Source organism: Pseudoalteromonas sp. SANK 73390 (assembly GCF_054966645.1).
Map to the genome: position 1 here is coordinate 161,890 of NZ_ARPN01000055.1, position 21,558 is coordinate 183,447.

The following is a 21,558-nucleotide window of genomic DNA, read 5'->3' on the forward strand; positions in this document are numbered from 1 at the left end:
CTTAGTAACCATAGAAGGGGTTCGGTATGTCATTATTCTACATGAATCATTTTTAATGCAGTTAATAAGTCATTTAGCTCGCTAAAATGCTCAATGCTCTAATAAAATTGATATTAAATGTAAAAAGCCAGTATGATATAACTGGCTTTTTTTATGCACTCTATTTACTTTAATAAGTTTTGAAACTGCTGTTTAAACTTAGCTAATTTAGGTGCAATGAGGATACTGCAATAGCCCTGATTAGGGTTATTTGTGTAGTAATCCTGGTGATAAGACTCGGCGCTGTAAAATGTGCTTGCACTACTGAGCTCGGTGACCACGGGGTTGGTATAGTGGCTTTGAATGGTTGTGATCATGGTTTTAGCTTGCTGCTGTTGCTGATCGTCATGATAAAAAACCACACTACGGTATTGTGTGCCAGTATCATTCCCTTGGCGGTTAAGTTGCGTGGGGTCATGCAAAGTAAAAAACATTTCTAAGAGTTGGTTATAACTGACAACTTCAGTGTCAAACTGAATTTCTACAACTTCGGCATGACCGGTATCGCCTTGGCAAATATGCTGATAAGTTGGTTGCTCTGTGTGTCCGCCGCTATAGCCTGAACGTATGTCTAAAACACCTTTTACTTGGCGAAAAGCGGCGTCAATACACCAAAAACATCCGCCACCAAAGGTGGCGGTTTGTACTTTAGTCATTTTCTAACTCCTTGTGCTCATTTGCTTGAGTCGCTAACTTTTGACTGATGAATTCTGGGGACTGGGTATGCTTAGCCAGTAGATTATATGCGCATGGAATAATAAACAAGGTGAGTATGGTGGCAATGCTGACTCCTGCAAAGATAACTACGCCAATAACCATGCGACTCTCAGCACCAGGTCCTGTAGCTAAAACCAATGGAATAGCACTCATAACCGTGGTTAATGAAGTCATAATTATTGGACGTAATCGTTGTACCGACGCATCGATAATCGCTTGCTCAAATGCGATACCTTTATCGCGTAGTTGGTTGGCAAACTCAACGATTAAAATACCATTTTTTGCACTAAGTCCAATTAGCATAACAATTCCAATCTGGCTGTAAATATTGAGACTATTGCCTGTGATATGCAACCCATACAAAGCACCAACGAGTCCAAGAGGCACTGTTAACATGATAACAAGAGGGTGAACAAAGCTTTCAAATTGTGCGGCTAATACTAAAAAGGTGACAGTTAGGGCTAAAATAAATACGTAGGTCATAGCAGATGCTCCTTCGTAGTAGAGCTGCGACTCACCTTTGTAATCAACAGCACCATCGATATTATTTTCTTGTGCGGCCACATCATTTAAAAATGTCAAAGCTTCGGCTAATGTATAGTTATCAGCCAAGTTGGCGGTAATTGTGATAGCACGCATACGGTTAAATCTATTTAGGCTTGCTGCAGTGGCCTCTTCATGTATGCTGATCAAGCTATCTAAAGGAACCAGCTCATCAGTGCGAGATTTGACGAAGATGTTGTGGATGTCATTAGGGGCATTAAAGTCTGATTTAGTGCCTTTTAAAATCACATCGTACTCTTCGCCGCGGTCGATAAAGGTGGTCACTCGACGCTGACCGAGCATAGTCTCAAGAGTTTGGCCAATGTCATTTACTGAGACGCCTAAATCAGCTGCTTTTGTTTTATCTATGCTAATTAAAAATTGTGGGAAGGTTTCTTTATAGTCATGATCAATTCTAACTAACCCTGGGTTTTGTTGGGCGCGTGTAATAATCTTATCACGCCACTGAACGAGCTCATCATAATCATTGCCCTGTAGAACAAACTCGATGGGTCTGGATTGACCTCCACCACCAATACCTCGGCGCATAATTGCGAAAGCACGTACATCTGTAACCTCTCGCATCGTGCTACTTATCTCTGCCATTACTTCCCAAGATGAGCGTTTTCGCTCATCCCAATTTGGCATACCAACGATTGCAACACCGCCTCGGCCGCCCCAGCCGGGAACACGCACTAGCACTCGGCTTAATTCACCTTTATCAACATAGGGTAATAAACGCTGCTCAATTTGCTCCATATTTGCTAAGTTATTTTCATAACTGGCACCTTCTGGGCCATTCATCATAATGAAAAAAGTCCCCCTATCCTCTTTTGGTGTTAACTCTGAAGGTATTTGCTGTAGCAATGCAAAGCTTGCAAACCCAGCAAGTGCAAGGGTTATTATCAAGCTGTACTTGCGGGCTAGATTATTTTGCAGAGCTTTTTGATAACTTTGCTCTAAACTAACAAGTCGCTTTTCCACCCACTGAGTAAAGCGGTTCTCTTTTTTACTTGGCTTTAGTACTTTTGAGCATAGTGCAGGGGAAAGAGTCAGCGCGGTCACGCTTGAAAACAACACTGCAGCGCTTACTGCCATGGCAAACTCTGTAAACAGCGCACCAATTCGACCATCCATAAACACTAAAGGTACAAAGACAGCGACAAGTACTAAAGTGGTGGCCACAATCGCAAACCCAACTTGTCGAGCGCCACGAAATGCTGCAAGTAGGGGGGGCTCTCCTAGTTCAATTCGGCGGTGAATATTCTCTAGCATAACGATGGTATCATCAACCACAAGGCCAATCGCCAACACAAGTGCGAGCAACGTGAGTAGATTTATAGAATACCCCATGGCGAGCAAAAACATAAATGTTGATATGAGTGCTACAGGCACTGTTACAGCAGGTACCAAAGTTGCTCTTATGTTACCCAAAAATAGAAAAATCACCGCTACAACGAGAGCCATTGCAATGGCGAGAGTACGGTAAACTTCATTGATGGATTCGCGGATAAATACAGAAGAGTCATAACTGTCTTGTATGGTGGTACCTGCAGGTAAATTGCGCTTAATTTTTTCTAGTTCTTGTCGAGCATTATCGACGACATCGAGGGTGTTGGCTTTAGCTTGTTTGACAATCCCAAGGCCTATCATGTTTTTACCATTACCACGAAAGGTACTCTCATCATCTACCGCCTCGAGGTGGACATTAGCCACTTCTTTAAGTCTCACAAGGTAGCCTTGCTCACCACGTTTGATGACTAAATTCTCAAAGTCACTTTGCGTTTTATAGCTACGAGCGATACGAACAGCAAAATCTCTATCAAGCGATTCAATTTCTCCAGCTGGCAACTCCACATTTTCGCGCCTTAGTACTTGTTCTATATCACTGCTGGTAACATCGCGTGCTGCCATAGCGCGTCTATCAAGCCAAATCTTCATGGCGTATTGACGTTCGCCACCGATACGCACGTTAGAAACGCCATCAACGACCGCGATACGGTCAACGATAAAGCGCTGTGCGTAATCTGAAAGTTGTAAGGTATCCATAGTTTCACTATTTAGTACAAACCAAGCTATAGGGCTTTCATCTGAATTTGATTTAGACACTTCTGGCGGGCGAACCTGTTCAGGCAGGCTATCTAACGCCCTTGATACGCGCTCTCGTACGTCGTTGGCTGCAGCGTCAATATCACGGTCGATGTTAAACTCTATCGTAATATTTGAACGTCCATTTCGACTTGAAGAGTTAATGCTTTTTATACCCTCAATGCCGGAGATTCGATTTTCCAGTACTTGTGTTATTTTTGCTTCAACGACTTCACTCGATGCACCTGTATAGTTTGTGCTTACACTTACTATGGGGCTTTCAATATCAGGGTACTCTCTAAGTGGCAACATACTAAATGCGACAATACCAAAGGTCAGCAATAGTAAGTTGATAACTACCGCAAAGACGGGCCGTTTAACGGCGGTATCTGTAATCTTCACGTTCTACCCCTAACCTTTGACTGACACGTTACTGCCGGAGCGGATTTTTATCACCCCTTCGGTGATCACTTGTTGCCCTTGCTTTACGCCAGATGAGATGGCAACCCACCCTTGAAATCGGGCAAGTATCTCAATTTGTACTTGCTTTGCTTTATTTTGTTCATCAACAATAAAAACAAAGTGTTTGTTTTGACGAGGAATAACGCTTTTTTCTGGTAGCATCACGGCATGTAATGTTTGCAGTTGAAGCTCTATATGCATCAACATCCCTGGGCGTAGTAAAGCTTGTGGGTTATCAAAACTGGCAGTTACTTGGATGCTTCGGGTGTCGCTATCAATACGAGGGTCGATATGGGTTATTTTACCGGTAAAAGGTTGTGTGCTATAGGCATCACTTTGACCTTGAACTGTCATTCCCAGTTTTAATGTGGCTAGGTGCTTTTCAGGTACTTGAAAATCAACTTTAATGATACTGATATCATCTAAAGTTGTTAATGGTATGTTTGGGTTAACAAAACTGCCTATAGAAACTAACCGTTTGCCTAACAGGCCTGCAAATGGTGCATTGATTAATAACTCGTTTAAGCGCGTTTGTTCTAACTGCAGGTTTGCTTGAAGTGCATCAACAATAGAGTGTTGGGTTTCAAGTTGCGAGCGAGCAGCAGACTGGCTTTTAGCTAGGTTTTCCAGTCTTTTGAGTTGTCTTTGTTGTTCTTTTAAATTTATTTTGAGTGCCTTAACCGCTAAGCGCTCTTTTTGATTTTGTAGTTGCACCAGCTTTTCACCTTGCTTTACTACATCGCCATCGTTAAAGTAAATGTTAGTGATGTAGTCGCTTTGAGCGCTGGAAATATGGATGGCTTGGTTCGCTCGAGCGCTGCCTACAGCAGAGATGAATATTGTTTTATCTTGCACGGTAGCAGTTTGAGCGTTTACCTGAGTTGCTGAGTTAGTGCTACGATTCATTTTCCCTTGACTACTGGGAAGGTATAGATAACCGATACTGGCAATGAGTACAATAATGATAAATGGAAATAGTGCTTTGCCGGATTGTTGTGTAAACATAAAAATATACCGCAAAAAGAGATGCTACTAGTGTACAAAATACAGCTCTTATACATATAGTTAGGTATCTCATAATTTTGTGTGTTGGCCGAAAAAATTGACAGTGTTGAAACAATCCAAGCAATCCGTAAAAAAAATACAGCCAAAACTAAAGTCTTGTAGTAAATGTATTACTGCAAGGTATGTGATGTTATGGGCACTTTTAATGTTTGTCTTCTACTTTGGTTTTTATGACTAGCAGACAAGCAAAAATACGGGCAACGGCAAACCGCCATAGTATCGAGTTTATGCTCGTTGGTGCTATCTGTTTGGTTATCATCATGGCGTTTGTTTCTTTGCGAAGTACTCCCATCAGCATAGTTGAAATTTTATTAAGCGCAGTTGCATTGTTAGCAATATGGCTAGGTTTTTTAAAAAGTCAGCAGCCATATTATAGCTTAACCATTGATAGTAAACAGATATGCTATATTCACAAATTTGGTATATGGTCTTTAGAGCACGATAATTTTCACCGCGCTGGGGTGCCATCTGTATCACAGGAGCTTGAAATTCTTGAGTTAAATGCAGTTGGTATTAAACTTAAAGATATTGACGTATTTCTATGCAGTTTAAGCCCTAGGTTGGCCGGGAAATTGTTGATAGAACAGCGTTACATTTTTTTACAAGCTGTTAAAATACATTGCAAAAGCGGTAACTGCCCATCAGAATGGCTAGTTGAACCGAATGATTATCGCTCTACATCCGGTGCTCGATATACCGGTTTGATAGCGATGTTTGCAAATAGAATGCATAATCTAAATACATTGACGGGGTATGATTTATTGTTACCGGCCAATGTTTTGGATAGGGATATATGGCATTTTTCGATATTATTAAATCGCTGGAAATTAAACCCAGATGAGGTGGTTAAGGTACTGCTGGAATAGCGAATAACCACAATGAAAGAAGTAACAGGAACAATTCATGAGCACAGAAAGAGCCTTTATCACAAGTGGTCGTAATACCATTATTCATAAAGAAAAGAAGCTCGACTTAGTTATTGTGAATGGTGAAGCGCACCCTAAAATTAAAGTAACGCCCATGGGCCTTGTGCCATTTAAAGAAGAGTTACCAAGAAACCGCAGAGAAGCTAAAGAGCGTTATATTGAAGTGGTGAATGTTTCGGCTGCGGAAGTTTTTGGTGAAGTTAAGCGTTTGCTGTTTATACAAGCACTTGATGGGCGTGAGTATAAAGTAGATTACTCAAAAATAGGCACTAAGCTATTTGTGAGAATCCATCAAGACAGTTACTTATAACATGCTACTAAGGAACCTTAATGGCAGTCACTAAGACACTTCCTCTGCTGCTTAGCCTTGTATTGGTTGGTTGTGGGGGGGGGAGCTCAGATTCAGGAACGAATACAGAAAATGCAAGCATTAATGCAGGCGAAGATTTTACTGTGTTAGAAAAGTCGGATTTTACGCTGACTGCCCAGGTTTCCCCTGCTGATGGAACCATCAGTTGGCAAGTATTGAGTGGCCCTAGTATTGAGGGTTTTCCCAAAGAGGAGCTTGAGGCACAAGTCACCGCGCCAGATGTAAAAACGGATAGTAATGTCGTTTTTATTGTTGATTACATAGCGCCTAACGGACAAAAAGTTTCTGATCAAATAACGGTAAGTATTACCTCACAAAACCAATTGCCTATACCTGCAGTTTCGCAAACTTTACCTGAAGATGGACTTGCCAAATACTTAGATACCATCGAGTTTAGTGCTGAAGAATCTTCAGACCCTGATGAAAATGGCCAAGTAGTCGCATATTTGTGGGAGCAAGTATCTGGGCCTAATATTGTGTTAAATACCACGACAGAGTCGACATTGCAGTTTATACATCCATTGCTGGTCAATAATGATGTCGCAATATTTAGACTGACCGTACAAGATGATGAAGGTGGCAGTGCAAGCACTGAGTTTAGTGTGCCATTACTTCAAGCTGCTACACCCGTGATAGCTGAGGCTGGTGATAATCAAACTGTTAGTGAGTTTGACACGGTTATTTTGGATGCTTCAAAAAGTAAAACTGCATCAGGACAGTTTTCCTGTTTGTGGCAGCAAGTCGAAAGCTCTAGCCAAAACACAATCGTAGAGATTAAACAGCCGCAGCAATGTATTGCTGAATTTTCAGCGCCTGATGTAGATGTGGCAACAACGGTTTCTTTTCAGGTAACAGTAACGGATGATGGTGGTTTAAATTCATCAGATACAACAATTGTACAATTAGAGCCAAAAGCATTAGGCCTTATTCAAGATAGCGGGCTGACAAAGTGCTTTAGCGACAGTGCGCAAATAAATTGTCAAGATACTAACTATCCAAAACAAGATGCGGATATTGGTAGAGATAGTGTTGCTTCATTGTTAGATAAAGCTGGTCAAGGTAGGGCAGCTTTTGATTACACGAAGTTAAATGAATTCGCAGATGAGCTACCCGATAACGCAACACAGTTTAGTTGTGTTAGAGACAACACAAATGGTCTTATTTGGGAAGTTAAACTCTCTAATACTGGAGTTATTCCAAACACTCATATTCGAGATAGTGTAAATCACTTTACATGGTATTTAACCTCACAAGAGGGCAATGTTTTTGCAGGAAGTATTGCTGGTGCAGCAAACTCTACTTGCTCAAGCAATGAAAATTGTGGCATCCAAGCATATATTGATGCGATAAATAGTAGTAATTTTTGTGGCGGAAGTAATTGGCGCCTACCAAGTTATTTTGAGCTATTAAGCTTAATTGACTACGGAAGCGAGAACAGTACACTGCTGCTAGATACTGAGCTCTTTGCGAATACCCCAGATGTTTCAATGTTGGGGCATATATATTATTGGACTGCTCAAACTAGTGTTGACGGGCGCAGTTTAACTCAAGCGTTTATTTTTGATATGCAAACAGGCAATGATTTAGCGTATCCTAAATCGAATACCGCTTATGTCAGATTAGTGAGAACGCCATGAATAAAGGTATTCAAGTAATCTCAGTATGCACTTTTTTGTTGAGCCCATTAGTAGTCATGGCCGAGCAAACTTGTTTTGAGGTATCGAGTGTTCCTAGCACAACACCTACAGAGCGCTTTACTAAAAATGCTGATGGAACTGTTACTGATACCGAAACGGGGTTGATGTGGCAAACATGTGAGTTTGGCCAAAATTATGACTTAGACTCTGAAAGTTGCACCAGCACCGCTTTACAAGTTGACTGGCAGCAAGCGCTCATTGCAGCTAAAAATAATACGTTTGCTGGCTTTAATGACTGGCATGTACCTAATGTAAAAGAGCTTGCGAGTATCATTGAGCACCGCTGTGTTGAGCCTGCGATTAATCAAGCAATATTTACTTCTACACAAAATGACAATTATTGGACAAGCACGACAGGGGGGTCGCAAATCGATCATGCTTGGGCTTATCAACTTGCTGATGGGAAGAATAACCTTAAAGCCAAAACTTCCGATGTTTTCTTACGCCTTGTAAGGTATGCCAAATAGCTTTGGCATTAGGTAAAAATTTGCTACTCTTTGAGTCGTTTTCTGATCGGGAGTAGTCGCACTTTGTTTCGTTTAGCTTGTTTATCAACATTAATACTTATGAACTCTTGTTTTGCAATGGCAAAAAATAAGTGTGATGTAGAGCTAAGTCATGGGCTGATTATTACAGATGGCGAAATTCGCATTGTTGATAATGGCCAAACGCGAGTGCAAATTAATAATGATAATCAACTGTTGATTAGGGGCTATTGGGTAGAGCTTTCAGAGCAAGATACACAAGTTCTTCATGAATATGCCCGTGGCATAAGAGATACTGTCCCTGAGTTGGTTAACTTGGCCACAGATGGCGTTAACTTAGGTTTAAGTGCCATTGAGCAAGTTGTCGAAGGGATGTCTGATAAAGAGCCTGAAGTACTTAAAACCCAATTACAATATGTTGAACGTGCCTTAATGGATAAGTTTAAAAAAGGCGACGATTTTTTCTTTATTGCGCCTCAGTCATTGTCAAAGATAGATGATTTTTTTACAAAAGAAATCAGTAAGAAAATTCACTCTGCAGTACACGGGTCGCTCGGCGCTATTCTAGTATCTTTAGGTGATGCTTTTAAGTCACGAGAGGGCAATATTGAAGATAGGATCACCGATATGGGTCAGCGTATGGATATTATTTCTAAAGAGATAGATAAGTCACTGCAGAAAAAAGCACAACAGCTAGAAGAAAAAGCAGAAGAATACTGTGAGTGTCTTAATACACTTGATGAGACTGAAACTCGCCTACAAAAAATTGTACCCACTCTAGCTGCTTATGATTTGGTACAGATCCGCTCCTAAAGCCTATAAATACGCTTAGCATTAGTAAAGCTTAACCTCTCCCACAATTTTGTATCGTCAACTAGTTGGTAATACTGACGCCAAACTTTTGCATAGTCTGCTCTTATCAAACATACTGGGTAGTTAGAGGCAAACATAACTCGTTCGGGCCCAAATGCATCTAATAAAAAAGCTAATTGTGCTGTGTTGCTTAAGGGCTTCGTTACATGCTCTTGACCAGAGTACTTGATAGCGACATTTGAACAGGTTGCCATTTGATGCAATCCGACTTGAAAATTTGTGTTTTGACGTAAAAAGCCACTGTGATTAACGATGACTTGTAATGTATTTAGCTGTGCACACAAAGCTGAGAATTGTTTAGTTACATCCGTTTGTTCGAGTTCAAACTGCGTCTCAAAAATAATATTAAGCTCGGCTAAGCGGCTAAGGTTAAGTGCTGTATTTGGATGAAGTAATTTTTGTGCTTCACGCCCCTCAGTAATATCTCGTATACCTATAAACCTAGGGGCGTTCTTGAGCAAGTTTAACTGCATGCTAAATGCAGTTGGGTCTTGGGCTATATCTAAATAGGCGATGGCTTGATAGGGAAGTGTTTTGATATGCTCAGCCAGCCAGTAAAGTTCAGCATCAGGGCGCGTATTATTAAATCCGGCTTCTATATGCACAAGGCCCGCCAGATAAAACTCACTGTCTAGCTGTAAATCAATTAGGCTATGATCACGAATTATTTTCTTTAAATTTGGCCAGGGTGGCGGTGTGGAGCCCCTTAGCCATTGATATTGACCCTGAGCTAAATCAAAAAAGTGTAGATGTGGGTCAATAATTGGCGTCATTGGGCTGTGTACCCACCGTCAATACTTTGTAGGCTGCCTGTGATAAAACTGGCATCATCACTGAGTAAAAATGCGACTAATGCCGCTACTTCAGTGGCTTGTCCAAGTCGTCCGAGTGGTTGCTGTTTAGCTTCTTCGGCCACAATTTCTGCTTTATTTGCCCCATTTTTTGTACAGTAATTATCGATAGCTGCATGAAATAGTGGTGTTTCTATGGTGCCGGGGCATACTGCATTGGCACGAATATTAAATGGCGCATAGTCAAGAGCAGTAGTGCGTGCCATAGATGCAAGTGCTGATTTCGTCAGATTATAGGCAAATGAGTTTGTTTTCCCTATTAATGCTTGATCTGAGGACATAAATACAATCGCGCCATTATTTTGCTGTTTCATAGTAGGCAGTACTGCTTTAGTCGCTGCATAAGCGCCTTTAACATTCAGCGCAAATAAGCTGTCTAAACTGGCTTCATCGGTATTTTCAATATTAGCACTGAGGTGTTTTCCAGCGTTTGAAACAAGGGCATCAACGCGGCCTGTCTGTGTAATTATTAGGTCTATTTTCTCTTTCACTTCCAATGTATTACTGACGTCACAGTAAATATACTGACCTACTTCACAGTGGTTAATATCAAGGTTGAAGACTTGGAATTTTTGGGTCAGCAGCTTTTCGACAATGGCTAGGCCAATGCCAAAGCTGCCACCGGTTACAATGGCAACTTTACTCATTTTACGATGCCCTTAATGGCCACAGCCATCTTTGCTGTGAACGTGGCCATGTGCTAGCTCTTCAGCCGTTGCTTCACGAACAGAGATAACCTCCACATCAAATGTCAGTGTTTTTCCTGCAAACGGGTGGTTTAAGTCACAATCAGCGTTAAAACGGCCTACTTTTACAACAGTCACTTGGTGACGGCCTTGGTTTGACTCAACAATGGCAGACATACCTGGTTTCCAAACTTTATTGTTGCCCAAGCCTTGTAAGTGCTTAATTGGAACCCGCTGAATAAGGCCTTCTTTAAATTCACCATACGCATCTTCAGGCGCTAAAGTAACACTGAATTTATCTCCACTGGTTTTGCCTTCCAACGCATTTTCAAGGCCAGGCAGCATGCTATCGTTGCCATGTAGGTAAGTAAGTGCTTCATCAGTGGTACTTGTTTCAATTTGTTCTTCCGCTTCACTTAATGTGTAGTGAAATTCAACCGCGGTATTTTTGGCTATTTGCATAACTATCTCGTTTTCTATCCATTTGCTGTCATTTTACGTGAGCATAGCACTTAGAGCTAGCGATTCGAGCGAGTTTCTGGCTTTACAAGTTGTTCAAGGTCAGATAAAAAAACGCTCTTATTTGGTTTTTTTGGGGTTTCGTTGGCTTTTGGTAAATGTAAAATAAGTACTTTACCGGGCTTTAACACTTTACTTGCATTAAGTTCATTCCACACTAAAAGATCTTTGACTGACACTTTATAGTGTTTACTTATTTTCCATAATGAATCGCCGTCGTTAATGGTATGGTGAAACTCCATGGTCAAAGGTTTAGGCTGCTGAATTTTCGCAACGTAGGGGCTAATCTTGTAGTCCACGAGTAAATTACCAAATTTCTGAGTTTGCTTTACCTTTAATACTTCGCCAATACGTATCATATCGCTTTGTTTATTATTCAAAAGCTTAATGTTACTGATAGAGGTGTCAAAGCGTTGAGCGAGTCGATAAAGGGTATCATTGCTGCGAACAGTGTATGTTTGGCTAAAATATCGTTGAAAAAAATCACTTTTTATCAAATTTTGTTCACTAAAGGGGAGCAAAATTTTATGTGGGCCATTTGGTGAGCTTTCATGGAGCAAGTAGCCCGGATTTAGTTTGTGTAGAGCTGCTTTTTTGACTCCTGATATTGATGCCAAAATTGAAAAATCAAACTGTTGACCGATATCTAAAGGGCTGGTGAGTGCATAGTTTGGTAATTTAGGGCGTTTAAAATTAGGGTGTTCGGTTTGCAATAAATAACTCAGTGCCATTAACTTTGGTACATATTCTGCTGTTTCTTTAGGTAAAGATAAGTGCCAAAAATTCGTGCTTTTACCTCTGCGTTTATTTCGTGCAATGGCTTTTTTTACACGCCCTTCACCACTATTATATGCAGCTAATGCATGTAACCAATTACCATTAAAACGTTTATGCAAATAACTTAAATACTCTAGTGCTGCATGTGTTGACGCTAGCACATCCTTTCTTCCGTCATACCATCTATCAGTGGTAATGCCAAAATGATAAGCCGTTGCATTGACTAGCTGCCATGCTCCAACAGCGTGCTCTGAAGAAACGGCTTCAGGTCTAAAATCACTTTCAACAAAAGGCAAAAGTACTAACTCCATAGGGAGATTTCGCCGCTCTATCTCTTCTACGATATGATAAAGGTAAGGACTTGCACGCTTAGATACTGAAACCAGATAGTTTGGTTGTGATAAATACCAATTGAGTCGCTTTTTTAGCCGCTCATTTGGATCATTTGCAAAGCTCAGTTTAGTGCTAATTCGTAGCCAAAGATCGGTGATTTTAGGTTTCTTTGCCACTTCAGATAATACTTTTACTGGTGCTACCTCGGTACTTTCTGAGTTGGATTTTAGATTTTCTTTGGTAGTTTGGGCTAGCAATAGTGATTGACTTATCGCTACGACATCTTGTTGAGTGGGCGCTTTAGGTTTTGTTGATTGACAAGCACAAAGCAACAATATCAAAAGACCGATCATGCAGTGATACTTTAACTGCATTTTTTGTGGTTTTACGCTAATGCAGCACATCATTTTGGTTCTTTGTTGATGCGCTTAAACGGCGCTGGGCAAGTTGATAATAATTCAGTAAGCGTGCTTGCTCATCGTCATCCAGCTTATGGTAATGAGTCATAAAGTATTGCTTTGCTTCGGTGACATCAAGACCTTGAGTAAGTGCTAAGAGGAAGGTGATAGGCTGGCTCAACGCCTCTTTTTTATAAGGTTTACCATATGAAGGTAGCAGCCAATTGATTCTGTTATCAGTTTGTAGGTTTTTAAGTTGATTCAGCCATGTAGATAGCCGTTCATGTCTCACATCCGGCAAGATATCAACGCTATTACCAGCTAACAACGCGCCATTGATAGGATTGAAAATAAACACATCACCCGTGCTAAAAGCACGTTTGGTATTGAGGATTAATTTATTTTCACCGAGCTGTAGCATGTGCTGCGTGTTAGGAGGTAATACTGATGGCGCCTGCAAGCTTAGATTTTGCCAATCTGCTAATCGTTGCTTTGCTATTTCAATGTGTGCTTTGAGTTGTGGGTTGTCTTGTTCAGACAAAGCTAGTCGCTTGGTGCTCAGTGAAATGCTTTTTTCGTGTAGTGACAACTGCTGCGTTAGAGCTTGTTGATAAAGTACCAAGTTATCTCCAACGGCTTCTCCTGCATACCATTTTGCACTTGGAAATGCGCGTTGTAACATTGCCATGCCGGTTATTTGATGAGCTTCAGCTGAGGGGCTAAGTAAGTAACAAACAGGTACTTGTAATTTGCGCTTGGCAGTATTAATCATTTTTTCCAGCGCTGCAAAATTACCATGCGCATTGATAATTGCGGCACACCGACTACCAATGATAATAGCTTGATTTGCCTGAATATAACGCGCGACTTTAGGTGGTGATACTAACCAAGTCGTATCATCAACATTATACCATTGATTAGCATAAGTTATGCCAGTAAGTAGGCACAGCGCAGCTGCAAAAATTAAACGCATAGTCGCCTTTTATTTATAACAAAAGAGATGATAATTTAACCGAAAATGCGTTCTTTGGGAAGTAGCTAATGATTGCCTAAATATACTGAAAGCTTATCAATAAGGGCTTGTTGTTGACTTTGTTGAGATTTATTGGACTGTTGCTGTGCTTGTAAGTCGTGGCATAAATGCAGAGCTGCCAGCAGCAGTGCATTTTGCTCGTTTCTGACCGTTGAACGTTGCTTCATATCTTCAACTCTTTTATTTAGTAAAGCAACAGCATCAAGGAGCACCTGCTCTTGCCCCTCGGTACAGGCAAATTGATGGGTCTTACCTAATAAGGTGACTTCAACCTGATTGCTTTTCCCAGTCATTAGCTAACCTGAGTCGCACTTTGTAGCTTTTCTAGCAAGTTAGCTAAAGTGTTACTTGTATCTTTTTGCTTTTCTTCACTTTCAAGGACTTCTAATTGTAAAGTTTCATTTTCATCAATTAATTTAGTCTTTTGTTCTTTAAGCTCAGAAAGTTCGTTATTTAAACGATTATTTTGAGCAATAAGTTGATCAATTAGCTGTTCGAGTTGGGGAAGTGTTTCATTATTCATAAATGCGCTCTTATCACAGTGTTTTGTCATGCAAATGTAAAACAAAGTCGCCTCGGATGCTAGTGAATACACGGCTTTATACTGATTTTTATGTAACTTTGAGTGATAATAGCACTAATACATCATTATATTCAGAAACGGTTCAGCAAAATTGCACCGTTTTAGCAACAGGCGACACTATGCTTAGCTATCGACATTCATTTCATGCAGGTAATCCTGCAGACATTATAAAACACTTGGTATTGGCACATGTGCTCGAGTATATGACGCGTAAAGAGGCTGGGTTTGATTATATTGATACACACTCAGGGGCGGGGTTGTTTGAGCTCAACAGTGCTGACGCACAAAAAACGCAAGAATACCAACAAGGTATTGCTAAGCTTTGGGAGTATCAAGGTGAGAGTAGCGCACTTGTAGATTATGTGAACTTAATAAAATCATTTAACAACGAGTCTTTGGCGTTTTACCCTGGCTCACCAAAAATTGCTGAGCGTTACTTACGCCGACAAGACAAAGGCTGGTTTTTTGAATTGCACCCTAAAGATTTACAATTGCTAGAACAAAATATGCAAGGTAAAAAATCGTTACGAGTACGTGGGGAAGATGGGTTTAAAAGGGTTATTAGGGTTAGTCCCTCCGGCATCACGAAGGGCCTGCATATTGATGGATCCACCCTATGAGATAAAAACGGACTACCAACAGGCTGCATTAATGATCAACAAAGCCCATAAACGCTTTTCATCTGGCACTTATATGATTTGGTATCCAGTTGTTGAGCGCCAGCGCATTGATCTATTAGAGCAAACATTGATAAATTCTGGGATGAAAAACATACAATTATTTGAACTTGCAACAGAGCAAGATACACAGCTACATGGTATGACCGCATCAGGTATGATAGTGATAAACCCTCCATGGACTTTGAAAAAAGCAATGGATGAGGTTTTACCCGAGCTGGTCGAACTGTTAAGTCAAGGTAGTGGTTTTTTTAGAGTTCAGCAGTTAGTTGATGAATAAAATATGAGTTTGGTTAAATAACCTCAGCTCTGGATAAGCGAATTTGCCCAATAAAGCTATTTCTCTCACTCTCGGCGTTGCTTTCATTTGTAATAGCCTGCTATTACTGCATAAAAGCGCCTTGATGTTGAACAAAATATCATCATTGGATTGTACGTAATGTTTGTTTACAAAATATTTTTATTCCAAAACCCTTATCCAAATCTGAGGCTAAATACGCTCAAAGCTAGCCCCTATTTTTAGGGGCTTTGTATGATTATTTTTTTACAAACTTGGTCAGAATAACAATACGTTGACCATCGACCCTACCTTCAATATGTTCCGGGTTTGAGGTTAGACCGATATTACGAACCGCAGTCCCTCTCTTGGCTACTAAAGAACTGCCTTTAACATCTAAATCTTTGATCAAAACCACGGTATCACCCGCATTTAAACGCACGCCATTACTGTCTTGGTGAATAACTTCTTCTTCCTGAGCTAATGCTTGTTCTGCCCAGCTGCGAATTTCATCTTCTAAATAGAGCATATCTAATGCATCTTGTGCCCATCCATTTTCTGCAGATAAGCGTTTCAACATGCGATAGGCCACAACTTGTACAGCAGGTACTTGGCTCCACATGCTATCATTTAAGCAATGCCAATGATTCACATCTAAATCACGCTTTTCTTCTATTTGAAAAAGGCAGCTTTGGCATAAATAAACACTCTTATCAGAGTGTGCTTCAACAACAGGAGGCACTTCATAAACAGATAGCTCACTTGTACTTGTGCATAACTCACACTGATTTGTGCTGCGTGTTTGCAGGGTCGCCTCGATACTCATAACTTTTTCCGTCGGCAAAACCCGCATTATACTGCTCAGTTTGATTGTGTGCCAGTGGAAGAGAGTGTATGTGCGCCGTGTTTAATGATTACTTCAAACAACCCGTACCATAGTAATAAATATTTGCACCATCAATTTTAGCTTCGCGTAAAATAGCATTCACTACTTTTTAGGTAAGATACCTAGGTGCACGAGACCATACGTATAATAGGGGAAATAGCTTCTTAAACCATTGACACTGTAGTAGTTGTGTATATGTATTTGCGCTTAGCAGGTCGCTGATGCAAAAAGCAGCTATGATTATTAAAGTCCGCATAAAAAATTCACTGTAGGAAATTTTGTATATTTTCGATTGCATGTTAGCTATCCTCATCGCAATAAACATGAAGTTTTATTTGCTCGGTCGTGGTGGTTAACGTATTCTCAAATAAGGTATCAACTATTGATGCGCTAAAAAAGGAAATAGATGTTAATGAGTGGTACTGTTGCAAAAGTGAAAAACACGGCCGTACAATACATTGCTCGTCAGGCTATTCTAGACACCGAGCAAAATGTCTACGCCTATGAACTTTTGTATCGAGACTCCAATGATAATGCATTCCCTATGGGCGTGTCCGATGGCCAAGCAACAGGCAGGATGTTTTTTAATTCTTTGATTTTTGTTGGCGTTGAACGTTTGGCTGCGGGTCATTGTGCTTTTATTAATTTGTCTGATGAATCGTTGTTGCAAGAGCTTCCTAAATTATTAAAGCCTAATAATCTCGTAATAGAGATTGTAGAGCGGTCCAAAAATATTCCCGAACTCGTAAAAACAGTCGTGGCGCTTAAAAAGAAAGGCTATCGTTTTGCTCTTGATGACTACGATGGGGACGCAAAGTGGCAGCCGCTAGTCGAATTGATGTCGTACATTAAGTTAGAAATAGAAGATCCCATTATCAAAACGACAATGATGATCAAAAAGCTCAAACGCAGTTACCCTGATATAAAAATCATCGTTGAACGCATTGAAACACAAGAGCATTATGCGTTTGTTAAAAATGCAGGAGCCGATTATTTTCAAGGGTTCTTTTTTGCTCGTCCTGAAATGCTAAATCATGGCAATGTTGAACCTTCAAAATTGATCGTGTTTGATTTGCTGCGCTGCACAGCTAAAAGAGATATATGTTTTAAAGAGGTACAGCAACGTGTTGCAAAAGATTTAAGTTTAACGGCTAGAGTACTTAAACTTGCAAACGCGAAGGCGGGTGAGAATAAAATAGAGATGAAGTCTATTTCACAAGCAGTAGTTTACCTTGGAGAAGATGCTATTCGCCAGTTTGTTCGAGTTTTAGCATTGAGTGAGTTAGGCGTTGATAAGCCAGCTGAATTAACCAAAATGGGGCTTATGCGTGCTAAATTTATGCAGCTATTTTTGGCCCCAGGTGGAGATGAAATGGCTGAGCAAGGTTATTTGATTGGCTTAATGTCGGTATTGGATGCTGTATTGGAAGTAGAGTTGTCTATTATTGTTGCTGAGTTCTCACTTGATAGCTCATTGAGTAGTGCTTTATTAAGTTATCAAGGCTTGTTGGGTGGCGCTTTACAATTAACTTTACAGGTCGAAAAAAATGACTGGCAGGAGGCACAGGTGATTCTAAAAGCAATTCGCCCCGCAACCCAAACAAAGCTGCTGTATAACTTTGCAATGCAAAGCAGGGATTATGCTGATGATGTCTTCTCAGTCGTGAAAAGTTAACTAAACACTAAAGTAAGATTAAGCTTTTTTAAATGTTGTTGTTCTTGATTGAGATCGGCCACCATTAATGAGTGTTCATTAAGCCAATTTGGTTTAAATTCTATCAGCAAGGCATCCGCATAACTGCTGAGCTTTACCTCGGTACACAAGTTATCTTGCCTTTTTGCATTGAGTAATACTGCAAGTCTAAAGAGGCTCAAGAGCTTGGAAAAGTGCCCTAACTCTATTGAACTACATAGTTTTAGTTCTGAAATACGGATTTTTTTGCGATAAAATCGGATCAGGTTACTCAAAAGTTGCTGTTGTTCTTGTGTAAAGCCAGGTAGTTGACTATGACTGACTATATATGCGCTGTGTCTATGCAATCCTGATGAATTAATAGCAAGCCCAACTTCATGCAACTTCGCAGCCCAGTACAGCATTTGCAAATCTATCTCTTTTAAAGACCAGCTTGATGCCATCTGTTGATAAAACTGTGTTAGCGTATGACAAATATGTTCACTATGTTGCCTGTCAACATTATAGTGTTCACTGAGTGTTTGAATTGTTCTAGCTCGTATATCAAACGCTTTATTTGTTGAAGTTTCATGTAGCAAACCATCGCGAAGTGCATGATCACTGTAAAATAATTGCCCTATATCAAATTGTTCAAAAATAGCTATCAATATAGCTATCCCACCGCAAATGCTGGATTTTCTTTCATCCGATAAGCCCTCAATAGCGAGTTCATTACAGTGCTCTGCTTGTAAAATTAGCGCTTTTATTTGTAAGAGTATCGAGTGGGTGAGTATGTGCGTGTTAAAGTGAGCTTGTGCTATTGCACAGAGTGCCTTAATCGTGCCAGATGTACCATAACAACGTTGCCAACCGAGCTTTTTGTAACTAGCCGTGATGGGTTCTAATAACTGTTGTGCTTTTATTTGTGCTTTTGTAAAACGCTTTTCATTGAGCCTATCTTCTTTAAAAAACATTTTGGTGATATTAACGCATCCCATGTTTCTGCTAGTTAGCAGTTTATGAGTAAAATGCTCACCAATAATTAACTCAGTGCTACCGCCACCAATATCTATGACTAAGCGGTTTCCTTCACTGTGTTCATAATTAGCTACGCCTTGATAAATTAGCCGAGCTTCTTCTTGACCTGATATTACATTAATTTTAAATGGGAAGCACTGCTTAGCTTTAGCCAAAAACTGTTTGATATTTTTACAGTTTCTTAAAGTGTAGGTGGCAACTACTTGCACGTTACTGTGAGGGAAGTTTTGTAAAGTAGCTGAAAATTGCTTAAGCACAGCAAGCGCTCTGTCTATTGCTTCATTGGATAGCATCATGTCAGCACTTAAGCCCGCTGCTAAATTTACTCGCTGCTTTTCTTTATGAAGCACTTGAAACCTGCCATCGACTTCTCTTGCCACTAACAAATGAAAACTATTTGAGCCCAAATCAACTGCTGCTATGGGAGGGTATTCTGTCATAGGGTACTCTTGTTGCTTTCCCACTTTTTAAGGTGATCATAGATGGCAATTTGTGAACGAATTTTTTTGCGATTACCGCGCCTTACGTAGTTATTTTTTTGTTCGGCATCAATGATCCGCGCTTTAGTTCGGTCTCTAAATTGTAGCTCAAGGGTGTCGATAATAAGTTGTTTTAGTTCTTTGCTGTAAATTGGTACACCGACTTCAACACGATGATCTAAGTTTCTGGTCATCCAATCAGCTGACGAAATATATACCAAAGGTCGGCCCATATTTTCAAATACCATAACACGAGGGTGCTCTAAAAATCGATCAACAATACTGATAACTTTAATATTTTCACTAAAACGCGGCAACCCCGGAACTAACGCACACATACCGCGCACAATAATCCGAACTTTCACCCCATGTCGGGCTGCAAAGTAGAGTTTGTCAACTAACTGCTTGTCCACTAAATTGTTGATTTTTATTGTTATTCTAGACATTTTCCCTTGCTCAGCATGTTTCACTTCTTGATCAATCAGATCTAAAATACGGTCTCTCGCATTGAGTGGTGAAATCATTAAGTGTTCAAAATGAAAAGGACGATAACTGCTTTCTATAAATCGAAATACACTATCACACTCTTCACAGATATCCGGGTGGCGAGTAAATAAGCTAAAATCAGTATATATTTTTGCGGTTTTTTCATGAAAGTTACCGGTACCAATATGAGCATATTTGACTATTTTGCCTTTTTCTTTACGGTGGATTATGCACAGCTTACTATGTACTTTTAAAGCAGGGATCCCTACCATAACCTTGATACCAAACTCACTTAAATGCTTAGCCCATTCAATATTATTCTGTTCATCAAAGCGCGCTTTAAGTTCAACCATAACCGTGACATGCTTTCCATTTTTAGCCGCGCTGATCAGTGATGCTATTAACCTTGATTGGCGCGCAACACGATAAATATTGACCTTTATTTGTGTCACATTCGGGTCAAATGCCGCCTGACGAACATATTCGAGCATATGATTAAATGTGTGATAAGGGTAATACAGTAAAATGTCTTGCTCTGTAATGGCACAGAAAACACTGGCATGCTTTTTAAATGCTTGGCTTTGTAGTGGGGGTAATGGCTTGTTCTCTAAATGGCGTCTACCTACATTTGGAAAGGCAATAAAGTCTCTGAAGTTACGATAGCGACCGCCAGGTATTAGATCATCTTGATTAGTGACGCCAAGGCGTTTTTTCATGACCTTCAGCATGTGTTCTGGCATTGATTCGTTATAAACTAATCTAACAGGCTCTGCATAAAGGCGTTGTTTCAAGCCCTTAGACATCTTATCTAATAACCCTTCTTCAATCTCATCATCAAGATTATACTGTGCATCACGTGTTAACTTAATTGCATAGCCTTCAATACTGTCAAAATTAAAAAAACTCTTAAATACTTCAGCTAAAAAAAACTGCACAATATCGTCGAGCATAACAATGTGTTTTTGGCGTCGCGAACGCTCAGGAGGAAGCTGAACAAAACGAGCTAGTCGGTCAGTGGGGATCTCTAAAAGAGCATAATGCTGTTTTTCACCACTCATGTGAACGAATAGGTAGGTCATGGTGTCATTCATGTTATCAGAATAATCTTTGCTTTCAGCCAATAATATTGGAGACATATTAGGCAAAACTTGATCTTCAAAATAATCTTTTAGCCATAACTGGTGAAACTCTGATAGTACTTGTGGTTGGCTAAGGTGAATTTGATGTTTTTCTAAATCAGCTAAAATTAGTTGATGAATGTAATTGAATTTTTTTCCTAGCTGCAAAACCTTCTGATTAATTTGGCTTAGCAGAGCCTCGTCTTCATCAAAGTTTGTATTGGGTAAGTTATTGAGCAAGATACGACGTTTTACATCAGCGACTCGCACTTGGAAAAATTCATCAAGGTTATTAGAAAAGATACCTAAAAAGCGAATACGTTCGATAATTGGATTGTTACTATCTTTAGCTTCTTGTAACACTCGTTCGTTGAAGGATAGCCAACTTAATTCTTTGGCAAAATAACTAACCGTTTTAGGCTGAGAAGGCAGAGCTTGCATTGTGACATCCACGAAAAATACGCTGCGTCAAATATAGGT

The 21,558-nt window shown here is 40.1% G+C and carries 19 protein-coding genes and 1 pseudogene; 7 read left to right on the plus strand and 13 right to left on the minus strand.

Annotated elements, in window-relative coordinates; all coding sequences use genetic code 11:
• Nucleotides 1-164: 164 nt before the first annotated feature.
• Genes msrA through SANK73390_RS08395 form a run of 3 tightly spaced genes read right to left on the minus strand, consistent with a single transcriptional unit; the run spans nucleotide 165 to nucleotide 4,854 of the window.
• Nucleotides 165-695, minus strand: a complete 531-nt coding sequence (gene msrA / locus SANK73390_RS08385) for a peptide-methionine (S)-S-oxide reductase MsrA (RefSeq protein ID WP_462765371.1) — start codon at nucleotides 693-695, stop codon at nucleotides 165-167.
• Entirely contained in the window at nucleotides 688-3,789 is a 3,102-nt protein-coding gene (locus tag SANK73390_RS08390) for an efflux RND transporter permease subunit (protein WP_462765373.1), read from the minus strand. The genes msrA and SANK73390_RS08390 overlap by 8 nt, the downstream gene beginning before the upstream one ends.
• A 9-nt stretch (nucleotides 3,790-3,798) precedes the next feature.
• A complete protein-coding gene (locus tag SANK73390_RS08395; RefSeq protein WP_462765375.1) occupies nucleotides 3,799-4,854 on the minus strand; it encodes an efflux RND transporter periplasmic adaptor subunit in 1,056 nt (351 codons plus the stop codon).
• 230 nt (nucleotides 4,855-5,084) lie between these two features.
• Here SANK73390_RS08395 and SANK73390_RS08400 point away from each other — a divergent pair, with 230 nt between their 5' ends.
• The 5 genes from SANK73390_RS08400 to SANK73390_RS08420 all read left to right on the plus strand — a co-directional run bounded on the left by SANK73390_RS08400 (nucleotide 5,085) and on the right by SANK73390_RS08420 (nucleotide 9,205).
• Entirely contained in the window at nucleotides 5,085-5,780 is a 696-nt protein-coding gene (locus SANK73390_RS08400) for a DUF2982 domain-containing protein (RefSeq protein WP_462765377.1), read from the plus strand.
• A 37-nt stretch (nucleotides 5,781-5,817) separates the two neighbouring features.
• Nucleotides 5,818-6,150: a hypothetical protein gene (locus tag SANK73390_RS08405; RefSeq protein ID WP_261593127.1), complete on the plus strand. Its 333-nt coding sequence runs from the start codon at nucleotides 5,818-5,820 to the stop codon at nucleotides 6,148-6,150.
• Nucleotides 6,151-6,170: 20 nt separating this feature from the next.
• Nucleotides 6,171-7,847: an Lcl C-terminal domain-containing protein gene (locus SANK73390_RS08410; protein ID WP_462765379.1), complete on the plus strand. Its 1,677-nt coding sequence runs from the start codon at nucleotides 6,171-6,173 to the stop codon at nucleotides 7,845-7,847.
• Nucleotides 7,844-8,374 carry an Lcl C-terminal domain-containing protein gene (locus tag SANK73390_RS08415; RefSeq protein WP_462765381.1) on the plus strand — a complete coding sequence of 177 codons (531 nt, stop codon included), beginning with the start codon at nucleotides 7,844-7,846 and terminating at the stop codon, nucleotides 8,372-8,374. The genes SANK73390_RS08410 and SANK73390_RS08415 overlap by 4 nt, the downstream gene beginning before the upstream one ends.
• Nucleotides 8,375-8,491: 117 nt before the next feature.
• Nucleotides 8,492-9,205, plus strand: a complete 714-nt coding sequence (locus SANK73390_RS08420) for a YggN family protein (protein ID WP_462765383.1) — start codon at nucleotides 8,492-8,494, stop codon at nucleotides 9,203-9,205.
• Here SANK73390_RS08420 and SANK73390_RS08425 read toward each other — a convergent pair.
• The 7 genes from SANK73390_RS08425 to SANK73390_RS08455 all read right to left on the minus strand — a co-directional run bounded on the left by SANK73390_RS08425 (nucleotide 9,202) and on the right by SANK73390_RS08455 (nucleotide 14,385).
• Entirely contained in the window at nucleotides 9,202-10,038 is an 837-nt protein-coding gene (locus tag SANK73390_RS08425; RefSeq protein WP_462765385.1) for an amidohydrolase family protein, read from the minus strand. The two genes, SANK73390_RS08420 and SANK73390_RS08425, sit on opposite strands and share 4 nt — an antisense overlap.
• Nucleotides 10,035-10,763, minus strand: coding sequence for an SDR family NAD(P)-dependent oxidoreductase (locus SANK73390_RS08430; RefSeq protein ID WP_462765387.1), 729 nt, complete (start codon nucleotides 10,761-10,763; stop codon nucleotides 10,035-10,037). The genes SANK73390_RS08425 and SANK73390_RS08430 overlap by 4 nt, the downstream gene beginning before the upstream one ends.
• Before the next feature lie 12 nt (nucleotides 10,764-10,775).
• Nucleotides 10,776-11,264, minus strand: coding sequence for an FKBP-type peptidyl-prolyl cis-trans isomerase (locus tag SANK73390_RS08435; RefSeq protein WP_462765389.1), 489 nt, complete (start codon nucleotides 11,262-11,264; stop codon nucleotides 10,776-10,778).
• 56 nt (nucleotides 11,265-11,320) lie between these two features.
• Complete coding sequence (locus tag SANK73390_RS08440; protein WP_462765390.1) at nucleotides 11,321-12,784, minus strand: LysM peptidoglycan-binding domain-containing protein; 1,464 nt, start codon at nucleotides 12,782-12,784, stop codon at nucleotides 11,321-11,323.
• A 37-nt stretch (nucleotides 12,785-12,821) separates the two neighbouring features.
• Complete coding sequence (locus tag SANK73390_RS08445) at nucleotides 12,822-13,802, minus strand: hypothetical protein (RefSeq protein WP_462765392.1); 981 nt, start codon at nucleotides 13,800-13,802, stop codon at nucleotides 12,822-12,824.
• A 65-nt stretch (nucleotides 13,803-13,867) separates the two neighbouring features.
• Nucleotides 13,868-14,155: a cell division protein ZapA gene (locus SANK73390_RS08450; protein ID WP_462765394.1), complete on the minus strand. Its 288-nt coding sequence runs from the start codon at nucleotides 14,153-14,155 to the stop codon at nucleotides 13,868-13,870.
• A complete protein-coding gene (locus SANK73390_RS08455) occupies nucleotides 14,155-14,385 on the minus strand; it encodes a DUF904 domain-containing protein (RefSeq protein WP_261593117.1) in 231 nt (76 codons plus the stop codon). The genes SANK73390_RS08450 and SANK73390_RS08455 overlap by 1 nt, the downstream gene beginning before the upstream one ends.
• A gap of 179 nt (nucleotides 14,386-14,564) precedes the next feature.
• Here SANK73390_RS08455 and SANK73390_RS08460 point away from each other — a divergent pair.
• Nucleotides 14,565-15,402: pseudogene (locus SANK73390_RS08460) on the plus strand (23S rRNA (adenine(2030)-N(6))-methyltransferase RlmJ).
• A gap of 256 nt (nucleotides 15,403-15,658) precedes the next feature.
• Here SANK73390_RS08460 and SANK73390_RS08465 read toward each other — a convergent pair.
• The gene (locus SANK73390_RS08465; protein ID WP_462765396.1) at nucleotides 15,659-16,225 is read right to left on the minus strand and encodes a PhnA domain-containing protein; all 567 of its coding nucleotides are present in this window, start codon (nucleotides 16,223-16,225) and stop codon (nucleotides 15,659-15,661) included.
• Between the two features lie 466 nt (nucleotides 16,226-16,691).
• On the opposite strand from SANK73390_RS08465, the gene SANK73390_RS08470 reads away from it, so the two are divergent.
• Nucleotides 16,692-17,960 (plus strand): EAL and HDOD domain-containing protein, encoded by a 1,269-nt coding sequence (locus tag SANK73390_RS08470; protein WP_261593115.1) that lies wholly within the window; start codon nucleotides 16,692-16,694, stop codon nucleotides 17,958-17,960.
• Here SANK73390_RS08470 and SANK73390_RS08475 read toward each other — a convergent pair.
• On the minus strand, nucleotides 17,957-19,435 hold the full coding sequence (locus SANK73390_RS08475) for a Ppx/GppA phosphatase family protein (RefSeq protein ID WP_462765398.1): 1,479 nt from the start codon (nucleotides 19,433-19,435) through the stop codon (nucleotides 17,957-17,959). The genes SANK73390_RS08470 and SANK73390_RS08475 overlap by 4 nt on opposite strands.
• A complete protein-coding gene (gene ppk1, locus SANK73390_RS08480) occupies nucleotides 19,432-21,519 on the minus strand; it encodes a polyphosphate kinase 1 (RefSeq protein ID WP_462765399.1) in 2,088 nt (695 codons plus the stop codon). Before ppk1 ends, SANK73390_RS08475 begins: the two co-directional genes overlap by 4 nt.
• Between the last annotated feature and the right edge of the window lie 39 nt (nucleotides 21,520-21,558).

Bases quoted from the DNA above. Each gene is read 5' to 3' on its own strand.
- msrA (WP_462765371.1), bottom strand. From the start codon at position 695: ATGACTAAAGTACAAACCGCCACCTTTGGTGGCGGATGTTTTTGGTGT.
- SANK73390_RS08395 (WP_462765375.1), bottom strand. From the start codon at position 4,854: ATGTTTACACAACAATCCGGCAAAGCACTATTTCCATTTATCATTATT.
- SANK73390_RS08400 (WP_462765377.1), top strand. From the start codon at position 5,085: ATGACTAGCAGACAAGCAAAAATACGGGCAACGGCAAACCGCCATAGT.
- SANK73390_RS08405 (WP_261593127.1), top strand. From the start codon at position 5,818: ATGAGCACAGAAAGAGCCTTTATCACAAGTGGTCGTAATACCATTATT.
- SANK73390_RS08410 (WP_462765379.1), top strand. From the start codon at position 6,171: ATGGCAGTCACTAAGACACTTCCTCTGCTGCTTAGCCTTGTATTGGTT.
- SANK73390_RS08415 (WP_462765381.1), top strand. From the start codon at position 7,844: ATGAATAAAGGTATTCAAGTAATCTCAGTATGCACTTTTTTGTTGAGC.
- SANK73390_RS08420 (WP_462765383.1), top strand. From the start codon at position 8,492: ATGGCAAAAAATAAGTGTGATGTAGAGCTAAGTCATGGGCTGATTATT.
- SANK73390_RS08425 (WP_462765385.1), bottom strand. From the start codon at position 10,038: ATGACGCCAATTATTGACCCACATCTACACTTTTTTGATTTAGCTCAG.
- SANK73390_RS08430 (WP_462765387.1), bottom strand. From the start codon at position 10,763: ATGAGTAAAGTTGCCATTGTAACCGGTGGCAGCTTTGGCATTGGCCTA.
- SANK73390_RS08435 (WP_462765389.1), bottom strand. From the start codon at position 11,264: ATGCAAATAGCCAAAAATACCGCGGTTGAATTTCACTACACATTAAGT.
- SANK73390_RS08440 (WP_462765390.1), bottom strand. From the start codon at position 12,784: ATGATCGGTCTTTTGATATTGTTGCTTTGTGCTTGTCAATCAACAAAA.
- SANK73390_RS08445 (WP_462765392.1), bottom strand. From the start codon at position 13,802: ATGCGTTTAATTTTTGCAGCTGCGCTGTGCCTACTTACTGGCATAACT.
- SANK73390_RS08450 (WP_462765394.1), bottom strand. From the start codon at position 14,155: ATGACTGGGAAAAGCAATCAGGTTGAAGTCACCTTATTAGGTAAGACC.
- SANK73390_RS08455 (WP_261593117.1), bottom strand. From the start codon at position 14,385: ATGAATAATGAAACACTTCCCCAACTCGAACAGCTAATTGATCAACTT.
- SANK73390_RS08465 (WP_462765396.1), bottom strand. From the start codon at position 16,225: ATGAGTATCGAGGCGACCCTGCAAACACGCAGCACAAATCAGTGTGAG.
- SANK73390_RS08470 (WP_261593115.1), top strand. From the start codon at position 16,692: ATGTTAATGAGTGGTACTGTTGCAAAAGTGAAAAACACGGCCGTACAA.
- SANK73390_RS08475 (WP_462765398.1), bottom strand. From the start codon at position 19,435: ATGACAGAATACCCTCCCATAGCAGCAGTTGATTTGGGCTCAAATAGT.
- ppk1 (WP_462765399.1), bottom strand. From the start codon at position 21,519: ATGCAAGCTCTGCCTTCTCAGCCTAAAACGGTTAGTTATTTTGCCAAA.